Source organism: Leeuwenhoekiella sp. A16 (assembly GCF_047946675.1).
Taxonomy (GTDB): Bacteria; Bacteroidota; Bacteroidia; order Flavobacteriales; family Flavobacteriaceae; genus Leeuwenhoekiella.
The window spans coordinates 920100-933407 of the sequence record NZ_CP172313.1; the positions used below are offsets into that span (position 1 = coordinate 920100).

Here is a 13308-nt window from a genome sequence, read left to right on the forward strand (position 1 = left end):
TATTGGTCAATAAATTGTCAAAGTTCTGCGAAGTATATCTCACTTCGTAAAAACAAAACATCTATAAGGTTAGCAACCCTGCCCGTAATAAGCATCTTTGCCATGTTTACGCTCGTAATGTTTTTTTATCAAAGAATCCTTGAGCCGTGGAGCTTCCGTATTAATCTGTAGTGTTAGTTGCGCCATTCTCGCAATCTCTTCAAGCACTTTACTATTGTAGACCGCTTTCGCCGCATTCTCTCCCCATGTAAAAGGACCGTGATTTCCTAAAAGAACCATTTGCACTTCTTCATAAGAAAGACCTTTTTCTTTAAAACAATCTAAAATCTGAATACCCGTATTGTGTTCATAATTTCCTGCTATCAGTTCGTCATGCATAGGCGGCGCACAAGGTATATCTGCGGTTAAATGATCTGCATGCGTTGTTCCAAAAACCGGAATATCGCGCTGTGCTTGAGCCCAGGCAACAGAATAAGTAGCATGGGTATGAGCGATTCCGCCAATTTCCAGCCAATTTTTATACAGATACGCATGAGTTTTTGTGTCTGATGAAGGACGCATTTCCCCCTCAATAATATTGTTTTCAAAATCAAGGATTACAATATCTTCAGGTTTTAAAATTTCGTAAGGCACACCGCTGGGTTTTATGGCAAAAACTCCGTTTTTTCGGTCAACTGCGCTTACGTTTCCAAAAGTGTAGATCACCAAATTGAGCGCGTCAAGCTGCATATTGGCTTCGTAGCATTCTTGTTTTAAATCGTTATAGTTGGAATTCATTGATCGTTGTTTGTTTGTTCAAATTCGTTTCCACGAAAGCAGACAGATCTTCGTAGGATTTCATCAGTTCGTTGTACGCTTCTACCGTTTCGGGCTGTGGATGGTATTCTGCTTCAAAATCACTGCCCATATTTGCACTGGCTTCAATAACCGAAGGATAAATCCCCGCAGCCACCGCAGCATAAATTGCTGCTCCCAAAGCAGGAGCCTGATCTGAAGCTGCCACTTTTATGGGCATATTAAGCACATTTGCGAGCGTTTGCATAATAAAAGGAGACTTTCGGGCAACGCCACCAATTCCTATCACCGTATGAATTGCAATTCCTTCTTCCTCAAAACGGTCAACTATTTTTTTAGAACCAAAACAAATGGCATTAACAAGTGCTTTAAATAAATGCGGAGCACGAGTTCCTAAATTTAAACCGCTCATCGCACTTTTTAATTCCTGATTTGCATCTGGTGTGCGACGACCGTTAATCCAGTCTAAAGCTGTGGGGATACTTTCTGAAAGCGGTATTTTCTCTGCATCTGCAGTTAGTTTTTTGATGAAATTATCATCTATTTCTTCTTGTAAATCTGTTTTTTGCTGCTGCGAAAGTATATCAGACTGCATGACCAAATTATCAATTGGCCAACTCAACATATCCTTAAACCATGCGAGCAAATCCCCAAAAGCTGACTGACCCGCTTCTAGCCCAATCATTCCCGGAATCACAGAGCCATCAACCTGACCACAAATTCCTTTTACGGTTTTGGTATTAACCACATTTTTATCTGAAACAATAATATCACAAGTTGAAGTTCCCATCACGCGTACCAGCGCATGTTCTTCAATTTTTGCTCCCACGGCTCCAGAATGCGCATCAAAAGTTCCTACCGCGATAATTGTATCTGTAGTAAGACCCAGTTTTTCTGCCCATGCTGCGGTTAAAGTTCCCGCGATTTCATCAGAAGTATAAGTTTCAGTGTATAAGTTGGCGCGTAAATGTGCCAAATAAGGATCAAGTTTTCCTAAAAACTCTTCAGCTGGTAGTCCGCCCCAGTCTTCATGCCACATCGCTTTATGACCGGCGGCACAGCGACTGCGCTTAAATTCTTCAAGTGATTTATCAACCAATAAAAAAGTCATTAAATCACAATGTTCCATCCAGGTAAAAGCGGCTTCTTTTACGGCTTCATCTTCGCGAGCAACATGCAGAATTTTCGCCCAAAACCATTCAGAAGAATAAATTCCGCCTTCGTATTTGGTGAAATTCTCACCACCCCAGTTGGCAGCCAATTCGTTTATTTCATTGGCCTCTTCAATGGAAGTATGATCTTTCCACAAGACCATCATCGCATTTGGGTTTTCTTCAAAACCTTCAACTAAAGCAAGCGGTTGACCTTCTTTGGTGACAGGAACCGGCGAAGACCCGGTCGTATCGATACAGATACTTTTTATCGTTTTTGAGTCAATTTTAGCCGATTTTACAATCGTTTTGATCGTTTTTTCAAGTCCCTCTATATGATCTAATGGGTGCTGGCGAAACCTGTTTGCTTTTGCATCACAGTATTTACGCTCTTTCCACCGCTGATAATAATGCACATCTGCCGCGATCTCTTCCCCATTTTCTGTATTGATCAAAACCGCACGTACAGAATCTGTCCCGTAATCTAGCCCTATAACATATCCCTTCATCGAAGTAGTATTCTTTTGATAAAAATATAAAAATAAATGTATTAACTACACTTGTTTTAAAGTTTGATTTTATTTCATTGAAATCTTCACCACATTAAGCGAATACGCAGGTAAAGTGATGCTACTTTTACTGCCTTTTACCCGGATTTCTTCGGTTTTTGGGGAGATATTTTGTGGCGCTTCAAATGAATTTTCGGCCGTTAAGTCTCCTTTCATCAAGGTTACAATCTCACCTTTACCAGAAATCTTGCTTCCTTTAAAATTAAGATTTATTTCCTGAGCTTCTCCAGATGTATTTACAAGCTTCACAATTACTTCTTTCGTTTTTGCATCAGTAACCGCTGTAGCATACAATTCATGCTGCCCGGTAAGCGCTTCTCCATTCTCTTTTACCGAAAATAAATCTGTACCGCTATTTGTAGCAAACAGTTTTTGCACATAATAATTTGGCGTTCCGTAAGCTGTAAGATTGTTGAACCAAATAAGATCTGGCGTCCATTGCCAACCTTCAGAATGAGCCATTAGCGGCGCGTAAGACGTTAAATGAACAACCTCAGCATTGCGCTCAAGACCCGTCATAAATGCCGCTTCAGAAAGCGCGCATTCCCAGTTGTTTTTATTTTCAGGACTTGCGATTGCTACACTTTGCGCGGCATATTCACCTGCGAAAATCTTAGGGCCGTTGCGGTCATAACTATCGTAACGAGTCGCGTTTTCACGAAACCAGGCCGGAGGCTTGTAATAATGCTCGTCAATTATCTCGGCTCCTATTTTTTGCAATTCCTTCATCCCGTAATCAAAATAATCTCCTTCGGGAAATGGGCCGCTTCCTGAAACTATAATCATATCAGGATATTTCTCTTTGATCGCGGCGTTAAAAACCTTGTAGCGCTCAATATATTCTGGTCCCCATTGCTCGTTACCTACGCCTATATATTTCATATTAAAAGGTTCAGGATGACCCATATCTGCACGAACTTTTCCCCATGCAGTTTCTGTAGAACCATTTGCAAACTCGATCAGATCAAGCGCATCCTGCACATAAGGATCAAGATCTTCCATTGGCACAAGTTCGCCGGTGTTAAACTGGCAAGCGATACCGCAACTTAAAATAGGCAGCGGCTCTGCTCCCATATCTTCGGCGAGTTGAAAATATTCAAAAAAACCAAGACCGAAAGACTGAAAATAATCCGGCGCAAGACGATGTGCAAACTCAGTATTCCATCTGTTTATAAGCGAAGGACGATCTTCAACAGGACCAACAGTTTTTTTCCACTGATAACGTTTTGCCAGCGTTCTTCCTTCAACTATACAACCCCCGGGAAAACGTAAAAACCCTGGATTTAAATCGTCCAATAACTGCACTAAATCCTTACGTAAACCGTTTTTTCTACCTTTCCAGGTATCTTGTGGGAAAAGCGAAATCATATCAAGATCGATCTCTCCCGTTCCTTCAAAAGTGATTTTTAATTGTGCTTTTTCTACAGTGGAATTGGCCACCAGTGTGCCTTCATAAGTTTTCCATTCTGAAGATTCAGGAACAACCGAAGTCTCGCCTATAACTTTTCCATTATCATCTATTAACTGAACGATAATTTTTGTTATGTCTCCGGTAAATTTTTTCGCTTCAAGCGAAAGATTATACGTATCGCCTTCTTTGATTCCCATCCCACGGAAACCCTGATTAATCAGCTCATAACCCGAGGCATTTTTTACAGTAACTCTGCAAAAATTCTCATTGCCAGAATCATACATATATTTAACCGGCGCGGCAATCCCTGAATTATTATTAAAGGAATGTCTGTCGCTGTTAGGCTCCAGCCAGCCCATCATGGGAAGTTCAAACTCAAAAGAACGGTTTTTTACAAGTTCTGCGTATAAACCGCCATCTGCAGCGAAGTTGATATCTTCAAAGAAAATACCGTACATCGTGGGAGCAATTTTTGTGATGCTCTTTGACAGATCTACGTCAAGATTTGCCTGACTAAAACCCATTGTCGCCTGAAGTCCCAGAGCAATTAAGGCAACTTTCTGTATAATTTTATTTTTCATTAGTGTGCTTTTCTTGTGTGATTTATTGTTGATAATCCAGCCAAACTTTCATTTTTCCTATTCCGCGATTTGACCAGGCGTAATAGGGAATGGCTTTAAAATTGTTTGAATTTATAGTGTTAACGCCTTTCAGAAGGTCATTTTCTTTGGTTACTGTAAAATCTTCTGTGGCAGATATTTTAATCGCATCAAAGTCTTTTTTGTTATCAATTTCTTCAACGGCGTAAACGATAGGCCCATATTCAACAGAAACTTTCCCTTCATCTTCTTTCACTTTGTCAGAAGCTTTTACCTCGCGAACTTCCATAGGGAAATTGATCTCGATTTCGTCTGACGTATTCCACTTTCGCGAAAGCGTTATGTAGCCATTTTCTATTGTAAAATCCTGATTTTGCCCATTTATCCCCAGATTTATCTTGTCCTGAGACTGATTTACATAAGCATACAAATCGCCCGGTAAAACCTCATTTCTAGCCCAACCCGGAACTCTCAATTTTAAGGCAAAATCACCCGATTTTTCAGGGTTTATGGTCATTTTTATCTTTCCATCCCACGGGTAATTAGTCTCCTGAGTGATTTTTATTTTATTTTCATTTAAGTCTACTGTGGCTTCATTTGAGGCGTAAAGATTTACAAAAATAGCGTCGTTACTTTTTGAATAAATCAACCCCGGAATGGCAGGAATAAACCGAACCAGATTTGTAGGGCAGCAGGAACAATCAAACCAGTCTTTACGCGTACAAGCACCCTGATTAAATTGATAAACTCCGTCAGATTCCAACGCATTAGGATAGAAAAACTTAGTTCCATCAAGAGAAAGACCAGAGATCAAACCGTTGTACAATGTTCGTTCTATAACATCAAAATATTTTACGTCGCCTGTGAGATCATGTAAACGATGATTCCAATATACATCGCCTATCGCGGCACAAGTCTCATTGTAAGCGGTAAGGTTAGGCAGCTCATAGTTTTCACCAAAAGCTTCGCCTTCATGCTTCGCTCCTATCCCGCCGGTGATGTACATTTTTTTATCAACCATATTATTCCATAGATCAAAAACGGCATCTTCATAACTTTTATCATTTTGCAAGGCCGCAACATCTGTCATCGCGGCGTACACATAAACTGCACGAACGGCATGCCCCACAACCTCATCCTGATCTACTAGCGGGATATGATCCTGGGAATAAGCGCCATACAATTCGTGATTTTCAGGATTGCCCCGGTTGTCTAAAAAGTACCGCGCCATGTCAAGATATTTCTCCTCATTAGTGATTTTATAAAGCTGAATTAAACCAGTCTCTATAATTTCATGACCGGGGACAGCTTTTATTTCACCTTCAGCATCACCGAAGGTTTTGCAGATTAAATCGGCATTTTTAAGTGCGATATCGAGAAAGTTGCGTTTTCCGGTTGCTTTATAATGCACCGCTGCGGCTTCATATAAATGACCGGCATTGTACAATTCATGGCTCATATTGAGATATTCCCAACGCTTGCCTTCGGTGACTTTAACCCAGGGCGCGGGTGGTTTTGCAGGATCTATTGTGCGCCATGTAGTGAGGTAGCCATCTTTCTCCTGCCCCACTTTTATTATAGCGATTAAAGAATCAAGCAAAACATCCAGCTTTTCATTGGGAGCACTAATCAGCGAATTAGAAGCGCCCTCAATAATTTTATACAAATCTGAATCATCAAAAGGCATTGCACCTTTTACAGAACCTTGCATTTTACCCCCAGCGATTAGAAAGTTGTCCATTCGGCCTTCTTCTTCACATTTATCAATTGCATACTGAATGGTTTTTTCCTGTACACGTTTTATAATAGGAAGCCAGAAATCATCAGTTAGTTTTACATGCTGAATGTTGACAGGTTCTATTTTATAGCCAGATTCTTCTTTAGCTTCAGAAGAATTTACCGCGAGTTCTTGCGGTTTTTCTTTACAGGAAATTATTCCCAGAAAAACGAATAAAACGCAAGCTTTTGCTATGTGTGAGATCTGTTTTTTCATTTAATCAAGAACATTAGTTTTTAGTTTAGGCCAGCCATCATTCCATTCCAGCTCAGAAATTTTAAGTTTTGGAGCGCCGTTATCCTTTGCATCATAAGCGTGAAAGATGATATAATCTTTCCCATCAAATGTATAGGTGCTGTTATGACCTGCGCCATACCAGTTATTATTTCCCTCTACCAATAAAGTGCCTCCACCATCATTTAACTCTTTTCCAGATTTATCTAAATAAGGCCCTGTAACATTTTTAGATCTGCCCACAACAACTTTATAAGTGCTGTTCTCACCACGACAACAGAGATCCCAAGAAAGAAATAAATAGTAATAGTCGTTTTTCTTAAAAATAAAAGGAGCTTCCAGAGCTGCATTGCCAGGATCTGAATCTGCCAATTCAAAATTACGTTCTCTGCGAGCGATAGTATGCCATTCCTGGGGCTGCGCGATTTCAGTTAGGTTTTTATTCAGTTTTACCAATTTTAAACCATCCCAAAAAGAACCAAAAGCCAGCCAAGGCGTGTCGTTTTCATCGATAATAAGATTAGGATCGATAGCATTCCACAGATCACGATTAGGAATCGATTCAATCACAATTCCCTGATCTTCCCAGTTATAATTTTCATCTTTAGGATCAAGAACAGTATTTGTAGCTACGCCAATTGCAGAGGTGTTTTTACCAAAAGCCGAAACGGAATAATACAGATAATAAACGCCGTTATGATGCGAAATATCGGGCGCCCAGATATGATTTTTAAAATCATCTACTACCGAATCTGCCCAAACCGGTTTTTGCTCAAAAACTTGCGGACCTTGTTCCCAATTCTTTAAATCTGGCGAACTAAAAGTACTTATACCGCGACCTGTGCAATAAATATAATAGGTATTGCCTTCTTTTATCGCCACCGGATCGTGAACACGTATCTGCTGAGCGTAGCCAAAATTGGTCAAAAACAGCCCAAAAATGGCTAAAAATCGGTAAAAAATGGTTGATTTCTTCATCTTTATAAAAAATTCACAAACCATTGATATCCTTTTATTTATAATGATTGATAATGGTCTTTATTTGTTAAATGCCCATTATGGGCTTTCATGATTTAAGTTATTCCTGAATACCTTCAGAAGTCATTTGTATGCGTTTTATAGTTCCGTCTTCATTATAAAAAAGGCGGTCAACACAAACTGATCTGTGAAAACTGCTTCCGTGGGTAGGAATGCTGCCGTTATGATAAATGAAATACGATTTTCCTTTAAAATCTATGATTGCCTGATGATTTGTATTGCTATTCCCGGCAACTTCGTTTAAAATTCCTTTGTATTCCCAAGGTCCTGTAATAGACTTGCTCATCGCATAGGCTGTTTTCTCCGGAAAATCGTAGGCATAGGACAGATAATACCAATCACCTCGTTTATGAATCCATGGTGCTTCAGTGAATTTTGGAAGGTCAACAGTCTGAATTTCACCATCCATTTCTACCATATTTTCCTTAAGCTTTACATATTTACAAACCCGGTTTCCCCAATACAAATAAGCCTGCCCATCATCATCTATGTAGATAGTTGGATCAATATCATCCCAGCCAATATCTGTTTGGGTGGTCATATCATTTGTAATAAGCGCTTTCCCAATTGCATCTTTAAAAGGCCCGGTAGGACTGTCTGAAACCGCAACACCAATAGCTTTACCGGGATGTGTCGAATCATGTTCTACAGTAACGTACCAATAAAACTTTCCGTCACGCTCAATTACCTGAGCCGCCCAAGCATCACCCTTTGCCCATTTAAAATCTGATGGTTTTAAAGGCACAGGATGTTCTTTCCAGTTTACCACATCATTAGAAGAATAGACTAACCATTCATTCATAATATACCGCTCTTCATTGTCTGCTGCCTGATCGTGACCGGCGTATAAATAAACGGTATCATCGTAAACCAAAGCCGCCGCATCTGCGGTGTATTTATCTTTTATAATGGGATTGTTGAAAGAAGCTTCCTGCGTTTTAAACAATTCCATTCCTCTTTGAACATCTGTTTGAGCAACGGTTGTTTTACACGAAATTAGAAGTGCTCCTACTGCTAATAAACTATATAATTTTATCTTCATTTTAATTTATTTTTTTGCCCCAAATTGCTGTTCCGGCATTATTTAATCCCGATAATACAATTGTAGAAGCTACTTTGTTTTCCCAATCTCTACCTCGCTCTACATACAATTTATCTGTAAAGCCATTGCTAAAACTCATTGTTAACCACGGTGCTTCAAAAGACCATTGATTGTTTGCGTCGCCATTTATAGAACCATCTGCAGCAAGTTGTAAATCGACCGCATATTGAAAATCCGGTAGTGTTTGCGTTTCGGCATAACCGGGTACAACCTGATAACCGAGAATTATTTGTTCGTAGTTACCCGCAAGATCTGCAGTGGTGATCTCGTCTTGTGCTACACCTGCAAAACGCTCTGGCGAAACAATAGGCCAGCCATCTTCTGTCCAATACATTTTACGAATGTGCAATACCATAAAATAGCTGTTCTCTCCCGGTCTTCCCTGATGCGCCATATAATATTGACCATCATCACCTTTAAAAACTCCCGGATGAGAAACTCCCTGCCAGCCGGAATGCCCCTTAAACTGATACGGAGCGAGAATCATAGGTGTATTATCTACTTCAGTATTAATGTCTAATCCATTAAAATCGTAGAATGGTCCGTCTGGATTATCGCTTCGACCTACGCGTACATTATATTTGGTTTGTAGCCAGTCGTAAGCGATGAACATATAATATTTATCCTGTTCTTCATTGTAAATAACTTCGGGACCTTCTATATTTCCATTAATTGAATTTCCTGTAAAACCACGTTGAGCGATGCGTTTTCCTTTATCTCCGGAAGAATCTGCCAGACCTGTGGCAGCATTTAGTTTTAAATAATAAATACCATCCCATGCCGAACCGTAATACAACCAGTGCTGTCCGGTTTTATCAATTACAACTGTAGGATCAATAGCATTAGTTTGCACTGAATTATCATCAACCGAGGTTACAACCAGATCTTTTTCTGTCCAAGGACCGAGTGGCGAATTTGAAGTAGCCAGACCAATAACACTGAGACGTGGAGTATTTGAAGATAACGAGTAATACAATCTGTATTCACTACCAACTTTCATAACAAAAGGCGCCCATAATGCGTTGAAGGGATCGTCACCTTTGCTTTTTATAAACTGACTCCCTTTCGCCGGAAGGCCATCAAAAACCCACCCTACAAATTCCCAGTCAATAAGATCTTTTGAACGACGAATCTGAATTCCCGGTCTTATTTCTGAACCAAAAGAAACATCTGTATTGTAGCAATAATAGGTATCGCCAACTTTTATTATAGAAGGATCATGCACATTATAAGGCCCCCAGTTATACACATTCTCAGCACCAGCGACGTCATAATACGTGTCAGTAATATTATCTACAGTATAGGTTGATTCGGGCTCTTCCTGAGGAACTTCAGGAGTCTGAGGTTCCTCTTCAGGGTTTTCTGTAGAACTGGTATCTTCTCCAGAATCCTTAGAACAGCCCGTCGCAACCAAACATGCACACAAAAAAAAGCGATAAATATCTTTACGGAAAAACCAGGTTTTTTTCATTAGAAATCGGTTATTTTCCCTCTAAAACCACCACTGAAAATGGAGGAATTGTTAATTCAACAGTTCCTTTTTTCAGTTTGAAATCTTTAAAAGTTTTGGGTGTTATTTCTTCAGGATTATCAAAAGTATTATGATCCTGAAGTGTACCTGAAGTCAAAATCTGCCCTGTGAATGATTTAATCCCCATTTCGTTTAAATCAATAGAAACTGTATTGCTTTTAGAAGCATCTATATTTACCAGCGAAATATGAACGAGACCTGCTTTATCTTTAGAAGCTGAAGCGTTTATTGCTGGTAATTTCTCACCATTGAACACATAATCAGGAGAATCTAATTCTAACGGAATCAACTTTGCATCCTGATGTACATTATACATTTTCATCACATGATACGTAGGCGTTAAAATCATTTTTTCGCCCTCTGTTAAAATCACAGCTTGCAATACATTAACTACCTGAGCAAGATTTGCCATTTTCACACGTTTTGCATGATTGTTGAAAATGTTTAGGTTCATACCCGCGATCATCGCGTCACGCATTGTGTTTTGCTGATAAAGAAATCCGGGATTTGTACCTTCTTCAACATCGTACCAGCCGCCCCATTCATCAACTACAAGCGCAACTTTATTTTCAGGATCGTATTTCTGCATTACTTCGCTATGCTTTGTAACGAGTTCTTCCATCAACCAGGATTGCTTCATGATATTGAAGTACTGCTCTTCAGAAAATTTAACCGAAGGACCTTTTGCAGACCAGCTTAAAACCGAATAATGATGCAATGCTACACCTTGCAATAAATTATGTGGAATATCTCTCATCAAAACTTCCGTCCAGTGATAATCTGCATCACTTGCGCCAGAAGCGATTCTGAATAATCCACCATCTAAACCTGCGCCAGACATAAACGTGGCGTATTTTCTGTAGATATCTGCATAGTATTCTACACGCATATTACCGCCGCAGCCCCATGCTTCATTACCTACACCCCAATATTTAACTCCCCAGGGTTTATCTCTTCCGTTTTCCTTTCTCCAGTCTGACATTGGGCTAATGCCATCAAAATTTACATATTGTACCCAGTCTGCCAATTCTTGGACTTCACCGCTACCTACATTTCCTGCTAAGTAAGGTTCTGCTCCTAATTCTTCACATAAGTTTAGAAAGTTATGTGTACCAAAACTATTATCTTCGGTAACATTTCCCCACCAGGTATTCACGATCGTAGGACGTTCGCTTTGAGGACCAACTCCGTCTTTCCAATGATAGGTATCTGCAAAACAACCACCAGGCCAGCGCAGATTAGGAATTTTAAGTTCTTTAAGTGCATTAATGATATCATTACGCACTCCTGCTGTATTAGGAATGTTACTTTTTTCACCTACGTAAAGTCCGTCATAAATACAGCGCCCTAAATGTTCGGCAAAATGACCGTAGATGTTTTTATTGATTGTAGGGGCATCTGCATTTGCTTCTAGTTTTACCGTTGCCTGAGCAAAAGATAAACTTCCCGTGAGTACCAGACACGAGAGGCTTAATTTGATCTTGTTTTTGAGTTTCATAAAGTGATTTTTGTGTGTTTATACCGGATTAGTTAGCCGAATTTGGTTCAAGATTAGGATTTACATCTAACTCAGTTTGTGGGATAGGTAAATATTCTTTCCCTGGCGTCCACGAATTAAAATCATTATCATGAGCCTTTAATTCTGCTAATTTAGCGCTATCGTATAACCAACCCCATCTTACAATATCGTGAATACGTATACCTTCTATAGAGAATTCAAGAGCCCGTTCATGAGCAATCTGATCTCTCATTTGTGACTGAGTCATATTTGGTTTTACGACCTTTAAATCTGGTAAATTTGCGCGATCTCTCACCTGTTGTATAAAGCCGTAAGCCTGATCTGTCTGTCCCATTTCATTTAGGGCTTCGGCATTCATCAATAAAATATCGGCATATCTTAAAAGGCGATAGTTAATATCAGATAATTCTACACTTCCCTGACTTTCTGTAGTAAAGCCAAAACCGTCGTGCGTATATTTTCTAGGATAAATTGCATCTTCTGCATGTGGCCAGGGTCTGCCACCATAAACAGTTGTAGAATTTGCTTCGGGTTCAAAAGATGCTATTGCACTTAAAAGTCTTGGATCTACACCTCCATCTTTTGTTTTTTCCACCTTATATTCATCGTAAATCCATCTGGTAGGTAAGAAATCTGAATATCCATACCCATCCATGGCATATGTATGACCCACAGATGAAACCTGCATCCATGCAGAACTGGGTTCTCCTCCATAATTCTTGACAGTTCCTCCCACCTGATCTGGAGTTGCAAATTGAACTTCAAATAAAGACTCACTATTATTTTCGGTAAACGGGCTAAAATTATCTTTGTAGTTGCTTACCAGACTATATGTATTTGCCTGAGCTCCTGAGATTAGTTTTTGAAATTCTGTAGATGCATTCCCCCACTGTTGCGTATACAAATAAGCCTTACCCAGAAATCCTGTAGCGGCACCTTTTGTTGCTCTGCCTATTTGCCCCTGATCCTCACCAGAAACATTATTGAAATTTACAGGAAGCATATTTTGAGCCGCTGTAAAATCTGCGATAATTTGATTCCAAATTTCCTCTTCGCTCGCTGTAGGAGGATAGTATTCATCTGCACTTTGAGCAACTGTAAGTATTAAAGGTACTTTTTGAAAATTGGTTACTAAATTGAAGTATGCCAGACCGCGTAAAAAATATGCCTGACCTAAACAACGATTTTTCAAAGCCTCGTCCATTTCTATATCAGGAACGCGGGTTAAAACCTGGTTAGCTCTTAATACTTGTTGGTAATATGCAGCCCACGTCCATTGTACAGGTCCTGAAGTTGGTAAAATTGTAAAATTTGCAACCTGTATTAAATCTAACCATGGGCTATCTCCTGTGAAATCATCACCACGACCGTCTGTAAGTGCAGGAGTCATACGCATATAATAACCATCTATTAAAAGGCTGTTGTACATGGCATTTGTTCCTTCTACCGCCTGATCTGCATCTACCCAAAATTCTTCTGCAGTTTGGCTATTTGGGTTATTCAATTCTAACTCATCATCGCAACTAGTGAGAGCGATAAGAGAAAGTGACATCAATAAATATTTATATGTTTTCATAATACT

At 39.6% G+C, this 13308-nt stretch carries 9 protein-coding genes; all 9 read right to left on the reverse strand.

Annotation, left to right across the window (positions count from 1 at the left end; all coding sequences use genetic code 11):
• Positions 1 to 69: 69 nt before the first annotated feature.
• Positions 70 to 777: an L-ribulose-5-phosphate 4-epimerase gene (locus ACH3O9_RS04015; protein WP_416444636.1), complete on the reverse strand. Its 708-nt coding sequence runs from the start codon at positions 775 to 777 to the stop codon at positions 70 to 72.
• Positions 761 to 2455 (reverse strand): ribulokinase, encoded by a 1695-nt coding sequence (locus ACH3O9_RS04020; protein ID WP_416444638.1) that lies wholly within the window; start codon positions 2453 to 2455, stop codon positions 761 to 763. Before ACH3O9_RS04020 ends, ACH3O9_RS04015 begins: the two co-directional genes overlap by 17 nt.
• Positions 2456 to 2524: 69 nt before the next feature.
• Positions 2525 to 4507, reverse strand: coding sequence for an alpha-L-arabinofuranosidase C-terminal domain-containing protein (locus ACH3O9_RS04025; RefSeq protein ID WP_416444640.1), 1983 nt, complete (start codon positions 4505 to 4507; stop codon positions 2525 to 2527).
• 22 nt (positions 4508 to 4529) lie between these two features.
• Positions 4530 to 6518 (reverse strand): glycoside hydrolase family 127 protein, encoded by a 1989-nt coding sequence (locus tag ACH3O9_RS04030; protein WP_416444642.1) that lies wholly within the window; start codon positions 6516 to 6518, stop codon positions 4530 to 4532.
• Positions 6519 to 7514, reverse strand: coding sequence for an arabinan endo-1,5-alpha-L-arabinosidase (locus ACH3O9_RS04035; protein ID WP_416444644.1), 996 nt, complete (start codon positions 7512 to 7514; stop codon positions 6519 to 6521).
• 100 nt (positions 7515 to 7614) lie between these two features.
• The gene (locus tag ACH3O9_RS04040) at positions 7615 to 8616 is read right to left on the reverse strand and encodes a glycoside hydrolase family 43 protein (RefSeq protein ID WP_416444646.1); all 1002 of its coding nucleotides are present in this window, start codon (positions 8614 to 8616) and stop codon (positions 7615 to 7617) included.
• Position 8617: 1 nt separating this feature from the next.
• Positions 8618 to 10147 carry an arabinan endo-1,5-alpha-L-arabinosidase gene (locus ACH3O9_RS04045; protein WP_416444648.1) on the reverse strand — a complete coding sequence of 510 codons (1530 nt, stop codon included), beginning with the start codon at positions 10145 to 10147 and terminating at the stop codon, positions 8618 to 8620.
• 10 nt (positions 10148 to 10157) lie between these two features.
• Positions 10158 to 11705 (reverse strand): alpha-N-arabinofuranosidase, encoded by a 1548-nt coding sequence (locus tag ACH3O9_RS04050; RefSeq protein ID WP_416444650.1) that lies wholly within the window; start codon positions 11703 to 11705, stop codon positions 10158 to 10160.
• 28 nt (positions 11706 to 11733) lie between these two features.
• Positions 11734 to 13302 (reverse strand): RagB/SusD family nutrient uptake outer membrane protein, encoded by a 1569-nt coding sequence (locus tag ACH3O9_RS04055; RefSeq protein ID WP_416444652.1) that lies wholly within the window; start codon positions 13300 to 13302, stop codon positions 11734 to 11736.
• Between the last annotated feature and the right edge of the window lie 6 nt (positions 13303 to 13308).